Below are 15,836 nucleotides of genomic sequence, written 5' to 3'. Positions count from 1 at the left end.
CTCACGTTCGTTCGCGCGGACGGTCGTTTCCTACCACTCTCAGTTCAGCCACAGCGTCAGCACGGCGAGCGTGACGACGCTGACCGCCCCGAACAGTGGGTCGCCGCCGTTCCAGACGTACACCGAGAACAGCATCGCTCCCGAGAGAATCGCGCCGACGAGTGCCGTTCGTCGGTCCATCGAATCGGCCTGCAGAACTCAGTCCAACTTCTCGGCCGCGTCGCGGTCGACTAGCGGTTCGGCGTTCGGCGTCGGGAGCGTCACCACGTCCTCGCTCTTGAGGTCGTAGGCGCGCTGGTCGACGCCGAGAATCTCGCCCACGTCGCGGGTGATGCGGACGGTGGTGCGCTCGACGGCGGACGTCTCCTCGCTCGGTTCGTCCCCCGACCGGGTCGCCCCACCCGGCGGGTCGTCGGGCGGGACGGTCACCGGCCCGTCGGTCGAGGCGTCGCCGGTCTCCGTGCCAGCGTCGGTCTGGGCGTCGGCGTGCTCTCCGGGGACGTGTTCGGCCGGTTCCGAGTCGACCGCGACGTCCGCACCCTCGTTCTCTAGGGGCGTGTCCGGTGGGATGGCCGGTCCGTCGTCGCTCGACTCGGCGCGCTCGGGGGCGACGTCGGTCGGCGTGCCGGTCGGGGTGTTCGCGGCCGAGTCGCCAGCACCCATCAGGTCGGCCGCGTCGACGCCGCTCGGGGCGTCGCCAGCGGGTTCCGACGGGTGGTCGGCGGGTGTCGACTCCGTGGCCGTCGGTTCGTCGTCCGTCGACGGTGACGATGCGGGGGGTGCAGCGGACTCCTCGCCGGCGATGACCTCGTCGAGGACGTGGTAGCGGTTGTGCTCGATGGTCGTGACGAGCGTCTCGAAGACGTCCTGTTCCTCCTTGGTCAGCCCCGAGGCGTCGGCAGCCATCCCCGCCGCTTCGAGGCTGGCCTGTTTGACGAGCTTCCCGATACGGCGCTCGTAGATGGCCTCGACGGTCCGTTCGGCGGTCTTGATGTCGTCGGTGAGCCGGCGCACCTCGGGTGCGTCGAACGGGTCGTCGGCGCGTTCGGCCGCCCGAGAGCGCTCCTCGCGTAGTTGGGAGATGAACCGACCGGCGTCCTCGTAGAACGACTCCCGCAGCTGTTGGAGGCTGTCGGTCTGCCGTTCACGGCTCTGGGCCGTCTGGAGTTCGTCGAGGTTCATTCCGAAGCTTTCTCCGCGTCACCGCGTGCCATCAGGTGCACGCCGACACACTCTCTCACTGTGGCAATTCCCTCCGGGATATTATGTGTTTCCCCCTGCAGTTCGACGGTCCGTTCGACGGGCGAGTCGACGCGGATGTCGTGGTCGACGAACGTCTCGGGAACGGCGTCGACCAGCGGGTCGAACGCGTCGAGGTCGTCGCGGGCGATGCGGGTCACCGCCAGACCCGACCCGCCGTGGAGGCTCCCCGGCAACCGGATGAGCCGGTTGATGTCCGTCGTCACCGGTTCGTCGATGGGCGCGCCGTCCTCGACGACCGCCCGTTCGAGGAACAGTTGGGCGAGTTTGCGGGTGTACTGGCCCGCCGCTTCGAGGTTGCCCGCCGCGACCTGTTCGTAGTTGTTCGTCACCGCGTTGTACAGCGTCGTCGCCCCCTTCTCGCCGATGCCCTCGAACTCCTGGAGACGAGCGACGCCCGCCTCCTCGTCCATCTCGCGGACCTCGTCGGCGAGCGCGACGAGACGCGACTGGACACGCTGTCCCCACCCGCCGTCGGTCCGCAGCGTGCGTTTCTCGACGGGGTTCTTCAGACCCATCCCGGCGACCGTCTCGACGGTCGTCAACTGCGAGACGTCCTCCAGTCCGAGGCCGCGAACGAAGTCGACCACCTCCCGGCGCTGGTCGCGGTCGAGCGAGCGGACGGACTCGTCGCGGACGTGGACGTGGTAGCCCCGTCCGCCCGAGAAGACGACCGTCATGTCGTCGAACCCGAAGTCCTCCTCCAGGAAGACGAGCAGGCGTTCGAGCGCCTCCTTACACGTCGCGAGCATCGAGGCGTAGCTGTCCTCTTCGGGGTCGACACCGGGGAGGTGGTCGGCGTCCAGGTCGAAGACGAGGTCGGACTCGTTCCAGCCCTTCTCGTTCATCGAACGCGCGCCGGGGTCGTCGTAACGGCCCGCCGAGAAGTAGACGTGGCGGGGGCGCTCACGGGTGAGGAACGTACCGAGGTCCCCGACGTCGAAGGCGGACTTGTGGCGGACCATCGTGGTGCCCTCGCTCGACGTGAACGGGATGTAGCCCCACTCGCGTCGGTCGGTCGCCGGCGGCAACTCGACCGACACCCGTCGGTAGTGGTCGCCGAACCGGCCGCGGAGGTACTCACGGGTCCGCTGATTCATGCCTCCGATGGTCGTGACCGCGAGAGTATGAAGGGTTCGGGATGGACGCGCTCGTGGGAAAGACCGACGAACGCGCCGTCGTTCACTCTCACTCCGTACCGAGGAGTTATGAGCCACACCCACCCACGGGTCTCGAATGGAGCGTGTTGCCGTTGAGGACGCACCGGGTGCAGACAGCGAGACGCGGCGATTCCGTAGCCTCGCGAGCGCACTCGACACGACCGGTCTCGCCATCAACTACTTCGACGTGGCTCCGGGCGAACCGGTCGGCTACTGCTATCACCGTCACCACGAGCAAGAGGAGGTGTTCTTCGTCCTCTCGGGGACCGCCACGTTCGACATCGAGGAGGGAGACGTCGTCGTCGACACCGGCGAAGCGATTCGGTTCGCACCCGGCGAGTGGCAACAGGGGTGGAACCACGGCGACGAACGACTCGTCGTCCTCGCTCTCGGTGCGCCACGCGAGGACGGGCCCACCGACCTACGACGAGACTGTCCCGAGTGCGGCGACCGAACCCCTGTGACCCCAGAGAACATCGACGGCGAGCGAGTGTTCCACTGCGACGAGTGCGGTGCGGAGATGGGACGGTTCGGCTGAGCCGGTGAGTGCCGACTTTCTGACGAGCGAACGTGGGGTGAGTGCAGGCCCGGCGAGGTTTCGTTCTACTGTACCGCGAGCGAGTGAAACGAGCGAGCGAGGTGATTGAGCCCTCAGAGGGGGCGATTGAACCCTTTTGGTCGAGCTTTTACACTGCCGGGGTCGCTCTGCGATCCCGGTGCGTGGATAAAAGGTCGCTTAGAAGCCCATGAACCGCGTCAGCTTCTCGCGGAGGCCGTCCTCGCCCAGGCGGAGGTAGTAGGCGTCGCCGCCGTCCTCGTAGTAGCCCGTGACGCGTCGCTGAACCTCGAAACCGAGGTGACGGTAGAAGTCGAGCGCGTTCTGGTTCGTGGTGCGGGCGTGGCAGGTGACCGAGGCGTGGCGGTCGGCGACGATGGCGACGAGCCGTTTGCCGAAGCCGTGGCCCCGGAACTCCGGGGCGACCGCGAGAAAGAGGATGTAGCCGTCGCGGCGGGTGGAGGCGAAGCCGACGAGGTCGTCGTCTTCGAGGTAGCAGTAGACCGTCGAGCGTCGGTAGGCGTCGGTGAAGAACCCACGTCGCTGCTTGAGGACGCCCTCCTCGTTGTTGATGCGTTCTTTGAGGTCCCACGCCTGGTCGACGTACTCGTCGTCTCCAGGTTCGACGACGTAGGACTCTACGTTGACGCTCACTACCATGCGTAGGTGCGTGAGCGCATATAGTTCCACCGGCATCGCAGGCCTTACGCCTTTGAGTAGGGACGTGGAACAGTCACGTATGGCGACTGTCGACGACCGGCCGGTTGGGGGGATGAAGGCGATGCTCCGGGAGTGGTTCGCGGTCGGTGCGGCGTTGATTCTCCCGCTCTTGGTCTCGTTGCTCATCCTCGCCGTGCTGGTGGACTTCGTCTCGACCAACCTCGACCCGGTAGTGACGATGCTGGCACGATTCTTCGGGTTCGTCGAGGCCGACACGAGCGTCCAGAAGGCGTACGTGAAGGCCGTCACCGTCGTGACGCTCGTCGTCGCGACGCTCTTCTTGGGGATGGTGGCGAACCGCTCGCCGACCAACGGCCGGGCGACACAGGTGTTCCACGACGGTCTCGAACGTATCCCCGGATTCGGCTCTATCTACACCGGTTTCCGTCAGATGAGCGAGGTCGTCGTCGACAGCGACGTCGACAGCTTCCAGGACGTGAAACTCGTCGAGTACCCCTCGGAGGGGTCCTACACGCTGGCGTTCGTCACCGCCGACACGCCCGCGAACGTCGAGCAGGCGACCGGCAACGACGACATGGTGACGCTGTTCATGCCGATGGCTCCGAACCCCGTCATGGGCGGGTTCGTCCTCCACGTGAGTCGCGAACGGGTCGTCGACGTGGACCTGACCGTCGAGGAGGGCGTCCGCTCCATCGTCACCAGTGGGGTCACCGTCTCGGGTGACGGCCAGCCTGCGGTCTCGCCGGACCGTCTGCAGGCGATGGGCGTCGACACGACCGCCCAGCGCGTCGACCCCGACAACGGCTTCGAGAACACGAAGAACGGTCGCGGCCGCTGAGCAGACAACGGTCGCGGCCACTGAGCAGACGACACAGACGCCGACGCGCCCGACGCCGGGGGACGGGGGTCGAGTCAGGGGCGGAAGTCGAACCGTGGAGCGTCCTCGGGTCGCAGTGGGGCGTCTCCCTCTACCTCTCGGCCGGCCTCGAAGCGGACGAAACTGAGGTAGAACGGCCGGCCACAGCCCTCGCCGTCGGTCTCGCTCGCGCCACAGACGAGTTCAACGCCGTCGGCGTCCTCGAAGGGGTCGTACGCGGGGACGTACTCCCACCCCGTCAGCGGCGTCTCGGTGACGCTCTTGTCCGCGAGGTAGCCCTCGCGGTCGAGCGTGACGACCGCGCCACAGCGCGGACAGGTGTACCGGACCGGAAATCCCATGACAGAGAAAGGGGCGCGAGCGGTAAGGCGGTGACGTTCGCGACGGCGGCGCGACGGTCCGGCACACCGACGATTCGGGAGTCCGGCAGTCCGGCAGACGCCGCCCGGCGCTCGCCGTCCGAGTATCCAGAAACGCTTTGCCGCGTTCGGGAGAGAGGGAACCAATGATCGACGAGACCGTCGAGGAGATCCAGGAGATGCAGACGCACAGTTCGTCGGTGGTCGCGGTCAAGGCCGCTCGCGCGCTCGCGACTCTCACGGAGCGGGAGGTCGCGACCGTCGAGGAGTACGTCAGGGACCTCGAACGGAACTCGAACGCGCTCCGCCGAGCCAACCCCTCCCACGCGAGTCTCCACACGACCCAGCGAACCATCGTCGCCGCCGTCACCGACGCCGACCCCGACGACATCGAGGAGGCGAAACGACTCACCGAGGAGGCGGTCGAGTCGGTCGTCGACCGCGTCGAGACCGCCAAACACCTCGCCGCCGAGAACACCGCCACCCGTCTCGAAGACGGCGCGACCCTCCTCACGCACGACTACTCCTCGACCGTGCTGGAGGCCGTCGAGATCGCCGCACGCGACGGGAAACAGCTCACCATCTACGTCACCGAGGCTCGGCCGCGATACCTCGGTCGGAAGACGGTCCGCACGCTCGCGGAGATCGACCGCGTCGACCCGCACCTCCTCGTCGACAGCGCGGCGGGCTACCTGCTCGCGAACTGCGACCGCGTCCTGCTCGGGATGGACTGCATCGTCGGCGACACGCTCTACAACCGCGTCGGGACGTTCCCCATCGCCGCGACGGCCCACCAACTCGACGTCGAGGTCACCGTCATCGGGTCGGGCGCGAAGGTCATCGAGGACGGGTTCGTCTTCCAGAACGAGTACCGGTCGCCCAGCGAGGTGATGCTCGAACCCGCCGAGGGGTTCGCCGTCGAGAACCCCGCCTACGACGCGACGCCGATGTCGCTGGTCGACGAGGTCATCACCGACTGAACTGTCGAAGGCCGCGACTCGAGAACAGGACGGCACCGAGAACAGGACGAGACCGAAACCGGTTCGACCCCGCTACTCGCAGAAGACCGGTTCGACGGTGAGCGTCCGTTCGCAGGTGGGACAGGTGACGGAGACCGCACGTCCGTCGTCGGTGACACGGTGTTCGACGACCCAGTCACCCCGGCGGGCGTGGCTCTCGTGGCCACAGGTCGGACAGAACAGCGTCGCCTTCCGGCGCTCGGTACGCTCGGGGGCGGGCCGTCGGAGGTCTGCTCGACTCATTATATAAGGGTAGCCGCTCGCCACGGATAGGTCTGCTGGCTCGTAAAATCGCGTCAACGGCCCGCACACGCCCGTTATTCGGTGTCACGGGTCGATGAGCGACGGTGAGAGTCACCCCGACTCGACGCTCGGCTCGACGAGTGAGTCCGACTCTCCCGACGAACCGAAGCGACGAGTCGAGGACCTCCGACAGTGACCCCCGGCCAGCGCCTCGCCTCACTCCGCGTCGCAGAGGGCTTGGAGGTCCGCCTCGAACAGCCCACTGTCGAGGTACGTCGTGGCGCACTCGGCCGAACAGAACGAGCTGTCGAAGCGCATCCGCGGGTAGTTGTGCGTGAGTTCGATCCACTGTCGGCCCTCCGCGATTCGTACGTCACACGCGTCACACCGAGGCATTCTGTGCTCCCGTACGGTCCATCCGCGCTTAGCTGTTGACGAACCGGTAGGTCGGACTCGACATCTTCACCGTACCTCCTTGCGCTGAGCAGTAACGCAGGTTACAGTCCACAGACCCGCAACCACGTGTGGTGGCTTGACGAGAGCGACGTTCTCGTGAGCGGTGTCGCCGCCACGCGAAACGCTCGTGAGGACACCCGACGACGAACGAGGACCTACATGTACATCCGGTCGTCACTCGCGCCCTCCTCGCGGGTCTCCAGTCGGTCGGCGAGTTCGGCGTAGTACCGCTGGACGCGGTCGGCGTAGGCTTCGAGCGGTTCGGTGTCGACGTCGAGGTCGTAGACGCTCGTCACCGCGTCGAGCAGACGCAGGGCGGCCTCGGCGTCGGGCGTCCGGGCGTGCGCCGGCGTGACGAACACGCAAGATTCGAGGTCGGTGTCGAGGCCGAGACGGGTGATGGCGGCGTTGACACCGTCGAGGAACCCGCCACCCATGGGTGAGACGTCGGCGTCGGCCAGTCGTCGCTCGCGGAAGCCCTCGGTCGCGACGTGGAACGCACGGTGGTCCTCCGGTCCGTGGGCGATGGGGACGCCCGAGAGGACGACAACCTCCTCGACTTCGCCGGAGGCCCAGTCGCCGATGGCGTCGGCGAACGGGACGGCCGCGGCCGGCGGGACGAACAGTTCGCCGACGAGGACCGTCACGGGGCAGTCCTCGCTTGCGAACAGGCGGGTGTGGTGGCGCGGCACCCCGTCCTCGAACGGCGTGATGGTCGGGAGTTCCGCCGCCGTGACGTGGCCCGCCTCCTCCAGGTCGAGGCGTTCGACCAGGTAGTTCGCGGCGGTCAAACCGGCGAGACCGTACTCCGAGAAGCCACAGACGAGCGCCTCGCCGGGGAAGTCGGGAGGCGTCACGTCGAACGTCGGGCGCTCGCGCAGACCGAACATGGTGGAACAGCCGACAGCCAGGGGCTTAGCTTCGCGGGCGGGTCGCAACCCTTTTTCCCTCGTCGGGAGAGCGACGGGTATGCGCGGTCAGGCGGTCCCACCGACGACACGACCGAGGAGGGGACTCCAGTGACCACTGCAGCGAGCGTCCAGGACACACCGAACAACTCTTCGAACGAGACGGGAGCAGGTGGCGGTGACTCGACACAGACCACGGACGCCCCCAACGGCTCCGACGTCAGTCGGGAGGTCACCAACCAGCTCGTCGAACTGTTCAACATCCCCGATTGGGCGGCCCAACTCGTCCTCACGCTGCTGGTCGTCTTCCTCGCGTGGTACGGCGCGCGGTTCCTGACCCAGACGTTCGGGCGACGCGTCGCCCGACGGTTCAGACGGCCGAGCGTCACCCGGACCGTCCTCCGGATGATGCGCGGGGCGGTGTACGCGCTCGGGTTCCTCACCATCCTCGGTATCTACGAGGTGTCGCTGGGGGACATCACCATCTCGCTGACGGTGTTCTCCGCCGTCATCGGTATCGTCCTCGCGCCCATCGTCGGGAGCTACATCCAGGGCGTGTTCGTCCTCGCCGACCAGCCCTACGAGGTCGGCGACATGATCGAACTCGTCGGCCAGGACCCGCCCCAGCGCGGGTTCGTCGAGGACATCACGCTCCGCTACACGAAGATTTTCACGCTGAACAACACCTTCCTCGTCGTCCCGAACGGGACGATGCGCGAACGCGACGTCATCAACTACTCGGCGGAGGACTCGCGGGCGCGACTCACCCTCGACGTGCTGGTCACCTACGAGGGCGACCTGAGCGAGGCCCGGGACCTCGTCGAGGACGCCGCCCGCGGCGTCGACCGGGTGCTCGAAGGCGGCCCCGACATCCGTATCGGGAGCGCTCGCTACCCCGCCGCGCCCACCTGCTACATCGAGAGCTTCGCCGACCACGGCGTCAACCTGCGGCTTCGCTACTGGGTCCGAGAGCCGTACAAACTGCTGACGGTCCGCTCGCGCGTCCAGGAGCGCATCTGGGAGCGACTCGACGACGTGGCCGTCGAGATAGCGTACCCGCACGCCCACCTCTACTTCGACGACACGTCCGGGGAACTCCCCGTCGCGGTCCGGGACGGTGAGCGACGGGCCTCGGCCGACGACGCGGCGGACGGGGCCACACCGCCGAGCGACTCGCGACCGGACGGTGACGGACGGAACGGACAGGAGGAGTGAGGCGTCGGTCGCAGAACGGTCGTCGGTGGGCGGTCGGTGGCCGTCGGAGAGCGTCGAGGCGTCCTCAGCCGACGGTGACGACCTCGGCGTCGACCTTCTCGCGGAGGAACCGTTCGATGTCGGGGTCGTCGGTGAGTCGCCGGACCATCCGTCGCCAACGACTCACCTGCTTGCGGCCGATGACGACGACGTCTGCCTGCTCTGCGGCCACCTCGTCGAGGATGGTCTCCTCGACGAGAAAGCCCGAGCGGACGATGTAGCGCACGTGGTCGCGCCGGCCGATGACTCGCTCGGCGGCCTGCTTGAGTTCGCGCCGGGAGACGCCATCGGAGTTCTGATAGAGGTTGACGTGGAGGACGAGCAGTGACCCCTCACGCTCGTCGGCGATGCGCGCTGCCTCCTCGAGCGTCTCGCGCGAGTTGTCCGACAGCGGGTACCGGACCGGGACGACGACCTGCGTCATTACACACGGTTCCGGTTCGACGGTTCTCAACCTTTCCGTCCGAGGTCGACCCTGCCGTCGAGTTCCGGTGCGATACCGTGTTCGCTCGCGTACTCCACGAGCACCTCGTACTGGACCCGGAGCGACCGGTCGCGGTGGGCCGGCGTGAGCGTCGGGAACTCGTGGGCCGTCGACAGCAGGTAGTCGTTGGTCGCCAGTTCGTAGGTGCGGTCGCGGTCGACGGGGTCGCCACCGACCCGGAGGTCCCGGACCGTGTCGGCCGTGGTGTCGTACTCGACGGTCGCACCGCTGACGTGGGCGTCCCAGCGCCACTCGCCGTGTGGCGCGCGGTAGGCGTCGCCGAACAGGTCGTACAGCTCCGCACCGTCGAGACGGGCCACGGAGACGGGTTCGTCGAACGGAACGATGCTCACGAGGTCGGCGGCCGTGACGTCGCCGGCGAGCGCGGGGCCGTCGCGAAGCCCGCCGGAGTTGTGGAGCGCGAGGTCGGCGTCCGCCGCCCAGCGGTAGGCGTCGGCGACGAAGTTCCCCACGCGACACTCACCGCTCGTCCGGAGGTCGCGCCGGCGTTCGATGGGCCGCTCGACGTGACCGACGACGTCGGTCAACCCGGTGTCGGCGCGGAGGTCGGCGAACGCCGCTCGGAGGTCGGCGTCGGGGGCGGCGTCGGTAGTGTCGTGGACGGTGACCGACCCGTCGTCGAGGTCCACGTCGAGGACGCGGTGCCCGTTCGAGCCGGGACGGGTGCAGACCGTACCCGCGACCGTCTCGACGCGTGGCTGGTGGACGTGGCCGCCGAGGACGGCGTCGAGGTCGTACGCCCGGGCGAGTTCGTCGTCGAGCGCGCCGAGGTGCGAGCAGACGACGAGGTGGTCGACACCCGTTCGCCGGAGGCGACCGACCTCGCGACCGACGGCCTCGACGGGGTCGGTGAACTGCAACCCGTTCGCTCGCGGGCTCATCTCCTTCGTCGCGGGGTCGGTGACGCCGACCAGTCCGACGCGAGCGTCGCCCGCCTCCAGCACGGTCGAGGGGACGACGCCCGCGTCCGCGCCGAACACCTCGTCGTCGGCGGTCCGGACGTTCGCGCTCACCCACTGCTGGGGGGACTCGCGCACGAGGTGGCGCGTCGCGTCGAGACCGTAGTCGAAGTCGTGGTTGCCGAGCGTGTCGGCGTCGGGCCGGACGCGCTCGAAGAAGGCGAGCGCCTGTCGGCCCTCCGAGACCAGCGAGAGGACGCCCGGGGCGGTGTTGTCGCCCGTCCCGACGACGAGCGTCGCGTCGTCGCGGTGGGCGTCGAGACAGCCGGCGAGCCGGGCGAGACGGTCGGGGTCGTCGTACACCCCCTCGATGTCGGAGTAGTGGAGTAGCCGGGGAGACACACCCCGGGCGACGACCCGCGCTCGCAAGAACGCATCGACCGCGGAGCATTTACCGGCGTGCGACCAGTCGCACGTATGAGCCTGGACGCCCGCACCCACGAGGGACGGACGCTGTACGTCGCCCGCGACGAGGCCGAACGCGGTTCGAAAGGTCCCTTCTTCGTCGTCTACGTCACCGACGACCGCGAGCGCCGCTGGGGGTTCGCCTGCTCGAACTGCGAGACGCTCGACACCGCCGTCGACTCGATGGGTCGCATCCAGTGCAACCGATGTGCGAACCTCCACAAGGCAGAGGAGTGGGACGCCGCCCACGAATAGCCCGCCTCTCGAGCCCTTCCAGCCCGCGTTCGGACGCCTGAGCCTATCTCCGCCCGACACCCGGCACCGCCGAACGCTCCGCAATTGTTGCCTTTCGTGTCACGCCGTGGCAAAGGTTATGTAGAGCCGCACACAACCTCCGGACGAATGGGGGTCCTTAGCACACCCTTGATAGACGAAGCGCGCGCCATCTTCAGCGGCCTCGGCTACGAGGTAGAGGCCGTTGGCAACGAGCTCCGGGCCGAGCGAAAGTGGCGTATCGTCTATGTCACGACGGAGGGGCCCGGTACGGTACCCGACGACGTCGACCTGCGCTGTTTCGTCGCCGACACCGACCGTGCTCCCGAGGTCCGCGACGAGTTGCTCGGACTCGCGCCCGACTACGACTGGGCGGTGATGAGCGTCGGGGACGACGGCGACTACGAAGTGCTCCACCCCGAGGCGAGCGAAGGCCTCCCGTCGTAGCGGCGGGCGACGACCCGCGACGACGCACGGTGACCCAGGGCGATTCACGCCGACCCGTGACGACCCCGAGTGCGCACTGCTAGCGCGCTCACCGCACTGTTTTTGCGCGCTGACGGAGTACCGCTAGCGTGTTCATCGGCCACGGGTTGCTGGCGTTCGCGCTCGTCGCCGCCGTCGCCGCGCGGTACACGACGGACCGGCGCGCACTCGCTCTCGGCGTCCTCGCGGGAGCGTTCGCGACGCTCCCGGACGTCGACATGCTGTACGCGCCGGTCGGCCTGCTCTGGGCCGACGGCGGTCCGCTCGCGCTCGCCGAGGGGTTCTGGAGTGCGAGCACCGTCGTCCACCGCGCCGCGACCCACTCGCTGGTCGTCGCCGTCGTCGCCGCCCCCGCGTTCGCCGCCTGGGCGCGCGGCGGGCCATCCGGTCTCCTCGGCGGGACGCTGCTGGGTGCGCTCGTCGTCGCGTCGTTCGCCGCCAGCGGCTTCCTCGGCGGTCTGGTCGTCGGCGCGTTCGTCCTCGGCGGACTGGCCATCACGACGGTCGCGGCCCGACGCGGCGTGCCGCCGCTGGCGGTGTTGCCGACCGCGCTCGTCGGCCTGGCGAGCCACCCGTTCGGCGACCTGTTCACGGGCGAGCCACCGCGACTGCTCTACCCGTTCGAGACGACGCTCCTCGTCGAACGGGTCCCGCTCAGTGGCGACCCGGTGCTCCACCTGCTCGGCGCGATGCTAGTCGAACTCGCGACGTTCTGGCTCGCGGCGGTCGTCTACCTCCACCTCACCGACCAGCGACTGAGCGACTACCTCCACCCGACGGTGGCGCTCGGCCTGCCGACGGGCGGGGTTGCGCTCGCCGTCCCGGACCCGACGCTGTCGCTGTCGTACCCGTTCGTGTTCACGGTGCTCGGTCTCGGCGCGGCCATCGGCGTCCTCGTCGGCGCGCTCGACCGGCTACGGTCGCGCGAGCGCCACCGACCGCTCGCGATGGCACTCACCGCGCTAGCGGCGGTCACGGTCGCCGTGTTCGCGTACCTCGGCGTCTACCTCGCGGCGTAGCTTTTTGTACGGTCTCGCGCCAACTCTCCGTATGGACCAGTCGGAGGTCAGTCGGATGCTCCGCGACGCGGGGACCAACGCCGCGCTCGCGTGGATGCTGGTCGTCGGGGCCGTCGCCGTCGCCGTCGGGAACGTCGCCGTCGGACAGCGACTGTGGGCGCTGTTCGCGTTCGGGGTCGCCGTCGTCGGAGCGTTCCCGGCGCTCGCACGCCGTTCGGTACGGGCGATGCCGCCCTGGGAGGTGCTGGGACTGGCGACGCTCCCCCTCGTCGCGCGCTCGGTCGGCGACGGCGCGGTCAGCGACGTGACGACGTACGTCGCGGTCGCCGCCGTCGCGCTGCTCGTCGCCGTCGAACTCGACGTGTTCACCGCCGTCGAGATGAGCTACAGCTTCGCCGTCTTCTTCGTCGTCGTGACGACGATGGCGGCCGCCGGTATCTGGGCGGTCGTCCGCTGGCTGGCGGACATCTACCTCGATACGGGGTTCGTCGTCGACGAACGCGCCCTGATGCTGGAGTTCGTCGCTTCGACGGTCGCCGGGGTCGGCGCGGGCGTCGTCTTCGAGTTGTACTTCCGTCGGTTCGCCCGCGGGCGCGAGCGACTGGAGGTCGACCTGTGAGGCCGCTCGCGCCTCCCCGCACGCTCGACCACGACGCCCGGAGGGGACGGCTGTGAACGTCCGCGACCGGGTCGGCCTCTCCGAGCGCGTCCAGCACGCGCTCGTTTGGCTGATGGAGGTCGGTCTCGTCGTCATGTTCGGCGTCGGTCTCTGGACCGGCCAGACGGGCGTCATCGTCAACTGCGGCATCGCTCTGCTCGTCGCCCAGCTCCCGCCGATCCTCCAGCGCGACTACGGCATCCCGATGGACCTCGGGTTGACGCTGTGGATAACCACGGCCGTCTTCCTCCACGCGCTCGGGACGGTGCCGCTGCCCGCCGAGGTCGTGAACCTCGTGGGGTCGGTCCCGCCCGAGCGCGCCTACGGGACGCTCTACTCCTCGGGCGGCTGGTGGGACCACCTCACTCACGGCCTGTCGGCGTCGGTCGTCGCGGGCGTCGGCTACGCCACCGCCCGCGCGCTCGACGAGTACGCCGACGGTGTCCACTTCCCCGACCGGTTCATGTTCGTCTACATCGTCCTGTTCGTCCTCGCGTTCGGGGTGTTGTGGGAGGTCATCGAGTTCACCATCGGCGAGGTGGCGGCGCTCGTCGGGATGGGGTCGGTGCTCACGCAGTACGGCCTCTCCGATACGATGCTCGACCTGGTGTTCGACACCTGCGGCGCGGTCATCGTCGGCATCTGGGGCACCGCCCACCTCAACGACGTGGCCACCGCCATCGGCCAGCGGTTCGGCATCCACGGGTAGCAGACCACGTCAGAGCGCGGGGGCGGACCCGCGGCGGGTCGTTCCGCGGCGCGTAGCTTTAATGCGTGTCCACGAGTAGCGTGGGCCGCCATGGTCTACAAGAAGATCACGCTCATCGGGTCCAGCGACGAGAGCTTCGACGCGGCCGTCGACAACGCCGTCGACCGCGCCGAGGAGACGCTGAACAACGTCCACTGGGTAGAGGTCGTCGAGATGGGCGTCGAGGTCGCGTCCGTCGAGGGTCGGGAGTACCAGGTCGAGGTCGAGGTCGCGTTCCAACTCGACGAGTAAGCCCGGCGCTCGACCGCTCCCGGTGTCGACGTTCTCGGTGACGACAGTCCCACCGACAGCCGACGGCCTCGCGGTCAGACCGCGTCGCGTTCGGCCTCGATGCGTTCGACGTACGCGGCCGTCACCCGCTCCAGAATCGCCTCGCCCGCGTCCGCGGTGGCCTCCCGCGGGTCGCCCAGCACGCCGGTCTCGGTGATGGCCCGGAACCCCTCGCTGAGCAGTCGCGAGACCGAGAGGTCACCCTCGTGGCCGACCGCGAGTTCGTCGGTCCGGACCAGCCCCTCAGCGACGGCGAGGACGACGGCCGTCTCGACGGCCCCGGCGTGGATGACCGGTTCCTCGTAGTCGACACCGGCCTCGCGCAACCCCTCGTTCTGGAGGCTCATCAACTCGTCCAGGTCCGCGAGCGCGACGACGTTCGCGTCGAGTTCGCGGGCCACCTCCGGGGCGACGGTGTTGACCGGCGCGAAGTTCCCGCCGTGGGTCGGGACGAGGACGACGTGCTCGAACCCGTGTTCGTCGAGCGACCGGCAGTAGGCCCGAATCGTGTCCATCAGGACCTCGGGCGGGACGGTGAGGGTGCCGGGGAAGTCCATGTGGTGACCCGAACAGCCCGGTCGGATGGTCGGCGCGGCGAGCGCGTCACCCAGACGCTCGGCGATGCGGCGGGCGAGTTCGTCGCCGGCGAGCGTGTCCATCACGAGCGGCAGGTGTGGCCCGTGCTGTTCGATGGCCCCGACGGCGACGACGACGGTTCGCGTCCCGGCGTCGAGTGCGGCCTCGACCTCGGGCCAGGTGAGTTCTTCGAGCAGGACGGAAGACGGCGTGGTCATCTGTCGGACGGCTACGTCCGGGGGTGAGGTAAGCCTACGGTCGGTCTTCGAGCGGGACGGTCAACACGGGCACCGGCGAGGCGCGGACGACCTTCTCGGCGACGCTGCCGAGGACGATGCGACTGACGCCCGACCGGCCGTGGGTTCCCATGACGACCAGGTCGGCGTCGTGTGCGTCGACAGCGTCGAGGATGGCGCGGTGGGGGCGGTCCTCGGCGACGGAACCGGTCGCCTCGACGCCCGCCGCCTCGGCCTCCTCGACGGTCGCGTCGACGGTCGCCGTCGCCTCCCGTTCCAGTTCCTCGACGACGAGGGTCGAACGGACGTCGTAGCCGAGCGACCCGTCGTCGACGACGCTGAGCACGTGGAGTCTCGCGCCGTACGTCGTCGCCAGCGCGAGGGCGTGGTCGGTCGCGACGGCTGCGTGCTCGCTACCGTCGTCCGGGAGAACCACGGTCTCGACCGCCCACTCACCGTCGGCGGGAGTCGTGAGTACGGGGACGGACGACCGCCGAGAGACCCGCGCGGCCACGCTCCCGAGGATGAACTGCTGGACGCCGCTGCGCCCGTGGGTTCCCATCACGACCAGGTCGGCATCCGTCTCGGCGAGGGCACCGAGCAGTTCCTCCTCCGCGAACCCGGCGCGGCGCTCGGTCTCGCAGTCGACGCCGGCCTCGGCCGCGCGGTCTGCGAGCGTGGCGAGTCGCTCGTCGGTCGCCCGTTCGCGCGCCGTGCGCTCCTCGACCGTCGAGAGGTGGTAGACCTCCACGACGCTCACCGCGTGGAGCGTCGCCCCGTCGCGCTCGGCGAGGTCGAGCGCCACGTCGCGCGCGGTGGCCGCGCAGTCGCTGTCGTCGAGCGCGAGCAGGATTCGGTCGTACATACCCCACCGGACGACGGCGGGGGAGAAAACGTCGTTGGCGTA

22 protein-coding genes are annotated in these 15,836 nt (G+C 68.8%); 10 read left to right on the top strand and 12 right to left on the bottom strand.

Features of this window, described 5'->3' with window-relative positions:
- Positions 1–39 precede the first annotated feature (39 nt).
- Genes M1L36_RS17305 through priS form a run of 3 tightly spaced genes read right to left on the bottom strand, consistent with a single transcriptional unit; the run spans position 40 to position 2,360 of the window.
- The gene (locus M1L36_RS17305) at positions 40–180 is read right to left on the bottom strand and encodes a hypothetical protein (protein WP_250874987.1); all 141 of its coding nucleotides are present in this window, start codon (positions 178–180) and stop codon (positions 40–42) included.
- A gap of 18 nt (positions 181–198) precedes the next feature.
- A complete protein-coding gene (locus M1L36_RS17300; RefSeq protein WP_250874986.1) occupies positions 199–1,182 on the bottom strand; it encodes a DNA replication complex subunit Gins51 in 984 nt (327 codons plus the stop codon).
- Positions 1,179–2,360: a DNA primase small subunit PriS gene (gene priS, locus M1L36_RS17295; RefSeq protein WP_250874985.1), complete on the bottom strand. Its 1,182-nt coding sequence runs from the start codon at positions 2,358–2,360 to the stop codon at positions 1,179–1,181. The genes M1L36_RS17300 and priS overlap by 4 nt, the downstream gene beginning before the upstream one ends.
- A gap of 136 nt (positions 2,361–2,496) precedes the next feature.
- On the opposite strand from priS, the gene M1L36_RS17290 reads away from it, so the two are divergent.
- Complete coding sequence (locus M1L36_RS17290; protein WP_250874984.1) at positions 2,497–2,958, top strand: cupin domain-containing protein; 462 nt, start codon at positions 2,497–2,499, stop codon at positions 2,956–2,958.
- Between the two features lie 198 nt (positions 2,959–3,156).
- Here M1L36_RS17290 and M1L36_RS17285 read toward each other — a convergent pair whose 3' ends face one another.
- Positions 3,157–3,630: a GNAT family N-acetyltransferase gene (locus M1L36_RS17285; protein WP_250874983.1), complete on the bottom strand. Its 474-nt coding sequence runs from the start codon at positions 3,628–3,630 to the stop codon at positions 3,157–3,159.
- Between the two features lie 85 nt (positions 3,631–3,715).
- Here M1L36_RS17285 and M1L36_RS17280 point away from each other — a divergent pair, with 85 nt between their 5' ends.
- Positions 3,716–4,495 (top strand): DUF502 domain-containing protein, encoded by a 780-nt coding sequence (locus M1L36_RS17280; RefSeq protein ID WP_250874982.1) that lies wholly within the window; start codon positions 3,716–3,718, stop codon positions 4,493–4,495.
- Positions 4,496–4,569: 74 nt separating this feature from the next.
- Here the strand turns inward: M1L36_RS17280 and M1L36_RS17275 are convergent, their stop codons facing one another.
- The gene (locus M1L36_RS17275; RefSeq protein ID WP_250874981.1) at positions 4,570–4,875 is read right to left on the bottom strand and encodes a DUF7969 family protein; all 306 of its coding nucleotides are present in this window, start codon (positions 4,873–4,875) and stop codon (positions 4,570–4,572) included.
- Positions 4,876–5,039: 164 nt separating this feature from the next.
- On the opposite strand from M1L36_RS17275, the gene M1L36_RS17270 reads away from it, so the two are divergent.
- Positions 5,040–5,873: an eIF2B alpha/beta/delta subunit family protein gene (locus M1L36_RS17270; protein ID WP_250874980.1), complete on the top strand. Its 834-nt coding sequence runs from the start codon at positions 5,040–5,042 to the stop codon at positions 5,871–5,873.
- A 72-nt stretch (positions 5,874–5,945) separates the two neighbouring features.
- Here M1L36_RS17270 and M1L36_RS17265 read toward each other — a convergent pair whose 3' ends face one another.
- From M1L36_RS17265 to M1L36_RS17255, 3 genes are all read right to left on the bottom strand, one after another.
- Positions 5,946–6,155, bottom strand: coding sequence for a DUF8106 domain-containing protein (locus M1L36_RS17265; protein ID WP_250874979.1), 210 nt, complete (start codon positions 6,153–6,155; stop codon positions 5,946–5,948).
- 216 nt (positions 6,156–6,371) lie between these two features.
- Entirely contained in the window at positions 6,372–6,551 is a 180-nt protein-coding gene (locus M1L36_RS17260) for a hypothetical protein (RefSeq protein WP_250874978.1), read from the bottom strand.
- A gap of 215 nt (positions 6,552–6,766) precedes the next feature.
- Positions 6,767–7,501: a proteasome assembly chaperone family protein gene (locus M1L36_RS17255; protein WP_250874977.1), complete on the bottom strand. Its 735-nt coding sequence runs from the start codon at positions 7,499–7,501 to the stop codon at positions 6,767–6,769.
- A gap of 129 nt (positions 7,502–7,630) precedes the next feature.
- Between M1L36_RS17255 and M1L36_RS17250 the strand changes: the two genes are divergently transcribed.
- Positions 7,631–8,734, top strand: coding sequence for a mechanosensitive ion channel family protein (locus tag M1L36_RS17250; protein ID WP_250874976.1), 1,104 nt, complete (start codon positions 7,631–7,633; stop codon positions 8,732–8,734).
- Between the two features lie 64 nt (positions 8,735–8,798).
- Here M1L36_RS17250 and M1L36_RS17245 read toward each other — a convergent pair whose 3' ends face one another.
- Complete coding sequence (locus tag M1L36_RS17245) at positions 8,799–9,197, bottom strand: universal stress protein (RefSeq protein ID WP_250874975.1); 399 nt, start codon at positions 9,195–9,197, stop codon at positions 8,799–8,801.
- 26 nt (positions 9,198–9,223) lie between these two features.
- Positions 9,224–10,579 (bottom strand): bifunctional metallophosphatase/5'-nucleotidase, encoded by a 1,356-nt coding sequence (locus M1L36_RS17240; protein ID WP_250874974.1) that lies wholly within the window; start codon positions 10,577–10,579, stop codon positions 9,224–9,226.
- Between the two features lie 75 nt (positions 10,580–10,654).
- Here M1L36_RS17240 and M1L36_RS17235 point away from each other — a divergent pair, with 75 nt between their 5' ends.
- From M1L36_RS17235 to M1L36_RS17210, 6 genes are all read left to right on the top strand, one after another.
- On the top strand, positions 10,655–10,897 hold the full coding sequence (locus M1L36_RS17235; RefSeq protein ID WP_250874973.1) for a DUF5816 domain-containing protein: 243 nt from the start codon (positions 10,655–10,657) through the stop codon (positions 10,895–10,897).
- Positions 10,898–11,044: 147 nt separating this feature from the next.
- Complete coding sequence (locus tag M1L36_RS17230) at positions 11,045–11,362, top strand: DUF7116 family protein (protein ID WP_250874972.1); 318 nt, start codon at positions 11,045–11,047, stop codon at positions 11,360–11,362.
- Positions 11,363–11,490: 128 nt separating this feature from the next.
- A complete protein-coding gene (locus M1L36_RS17225) occupies positions 11,491–12,420 on the top strand; it encodes a metal-dependent hydrolase (RefSeq protein WP_250874971.1) in 930 nt (309 codons plus the stop codon).
- Between the two features lie 31 nt (positions 12,421–12,451).
- Complete coding sequence (locus M1L36_RS17220) at positions 12,452–13,039, top strand: hypothetical protein (RefSeq protein ID WP_250874970.1); 588 nt, start codon at positions 12,452–12,454, stop codon at positions 13,037–13,039.
- Between the two features lie 52 nt (positions 13,040–13,091).
- Complete coding sequence (locus M1L36_RS17215) at positions 13,092–13,787, top strand: DUF2238 domain-containing protein (RefSeq protein WP_250874969.1); 696 nt, start codon at positions 13,092–13,094, stop codon at positions 13,785–13,787.
- A 90-nt stretch (positions 13,788–13,877) separates the two neighbouring features.
- The gene (locus M1L36_RS17210; protein WP_250874968.1) at positions 13,878–14,078 is read left to right on the top strand and encodes a dodecin; all 201 of its coding nucleotides are present in this window, start codon (positions 13,878–13,880) and stop codon (positions 14,076–14,078) included.
- Positions 14,079–14,152: 74 nt separating this feature from the next.
- On the opposite strand, the gene M1L36_RS17205 is transcribed toward M1L36_RS17210, so the two are convergent.
- Positions 14,153–14,911 (bottom strand): creatininase family protein, encoded by a 759-nt coding sequence (locus tag M1L36_RS17205; RefSeq protein ID WP_250874967.1) that lies wholly within the window; start codon positions 14,909–14,911, stop codon positions 14,153–14,155.
- Positions 14,912–14,945: 34 nt separating this feature from the next.
- The gene (locus M1L36_RS17200) at positions 14,946–15,794 is read right to left on the bottom strand and encodes a universal stress protein (RefSeq protein ID WP_250874966.1); all 849 of its coding nucleotides are present in this window, start codon (positions 15,792–15,794) and stop codon (positions 14,946–14,948) included.
- Positions 15,795–15,836 lie beyond the last annotated feature (42 nt).

The organism is Halomarina rubra, assembly GCF_023699475.1.
GTDB classification, from domain to species: Archaea; Halobacteriota; Halobacteria; order Halobacteriales; family Haloarculaceae; genus Halomarina; species Halomarina rubra.
Note: the sequence above shows the minus strand (reverse complement) of the source record. Positions and strands in the feature narration are given on the sequence as shown.

What these genes read in the sequence shown, in the direction of transcription:
- M1L36_RS17235 (WP_250874973.1), top strand. Translation starts at nt 10,655, where the DNA reads ATGAGCCTGGACGCCCGCACCCACGAGGGACGGACGCTGTACGTCGCC.
- M1L36_RS17200 (WP_250874966.1), bottom strand. Translation starts at nt 15,794, where the DNA reads ATGTACGACCGAATCCTGCTCGCGCTCGACGACAGCGACTGCGCGGCC.
- M1L36_RS17245 (WP_250874975.1), bottom strand. Translation starts at nt 9,197, where the DNA reads ATGACGCAGGTCGTCGTCCCGGTCCGGTACCCGCTGTCGGACAACTCG.
- M1L36_RS17275 (WP_250874981.1), bottom strand. Translation starts at nt 4,875, where the DNA reads ATGGGATTTCCGGTCCGGTACACCTGTCCGCGCTGTGGCGCGGTCGTC.
- M1L36_RS17260 (WP_250874978.1), bottom strand. Translation starts at nt 6,551, where the DNA reads ATGCCTCGGTGTGACGCGTGTGACGTACGAATCGCGGAGGGCCGACAG.
- M1L36_RS17255 (WP_250874977.1), bottom strand. Translation starts at nt 7,501, where the DNA reads ATGTTCGGTCTGCGCGAGCGCCCGACGTTCGACGTGACGCCTCCCGAC.
- M1L36_RS17265 (WP_250874979.1), bottom strand. Translation starts at nt 6,155, where the DNA reads ATGAGTCGAGCAGACCTCCGACGGCCCGCCCCCGAGCGTACCGAGCGC.
- M1L36_RS17280 (WP_250874982.1), top strand. Translation starts at nt 3,716, where the DNA reads ATGGCGACTGTCGACGACCGGCCGGTTGGGGGGATGAAGGCGATGCTC.
- priS (WP_250874985.1), bottom strand. Translation starts at nt 2,360, where the DNA reads ATGAATCAGCGGACCCGTGAGTACCTCCGCGGCCGGTTCGGCGACCAC.
- M1L36_RS17300 (WP_250874986.1), bottom strand. Translation starts at nt 1,182, where the DNA reads ATGAACCTCGACGAACTCCAGACGGCCCAGAGCCGTGAACGGCAGACC.
- M1L36_RS17305 (WP_250874987.1), bottom strand. Translation starts at nt 180, where the DNA reads ATGGACCGACGAACGGCACTCGTCGGCGCGATTCTCTCGGGAGCGATG.
- M1L36_RS17220 (WP_250874970.1), top strand. Translation starts at nt 12,452, where the DNA reads ATGGACCAGTCGGAGGTCAGTCGGATGCTCCGCGACGCGGGGACCAAC.
- M1L36_RS17270 (WP_250874980.1), top strand. Translation starts at nt 5,040, where the DNA reads ATGATCGACGAGACCGTCGAGGAGATCCAGGAGATGCAGACGCACAGT.
- M1L36_RS17210 (WP_250874968.1), top strand. Translation starts at nt 13,878, where the DNA reads ATGGTCTACAAGAAGATCACGCTCATCGGGTCCAGCGACGAGAGCTTC.
- M1L36_RS17205 (WP_250874967.1), bottom strand. Translation starts at nt 14,911, where the DNA reads ATGACCACGCCGTCTTCCGTCCTGCTCGAAGAACTCACCTGGCCCGAG.
- M1L36_RS17230 (WP_250874972.1), top strand. Translation starts at nt 11,045, where the DNA reads ATGGGGGTCCTTAGCACACCCTTGATAGACGAAGCGCGCGCCATCTTC.
- M1L36_RS17290 (WP_250874984.1), top strand. Translation starts at nt 2,497, where the DNA reads ATGGAGCGTGTTGCCGTTGAGGACGCACCGGGTGCAGACAGCGAGACG.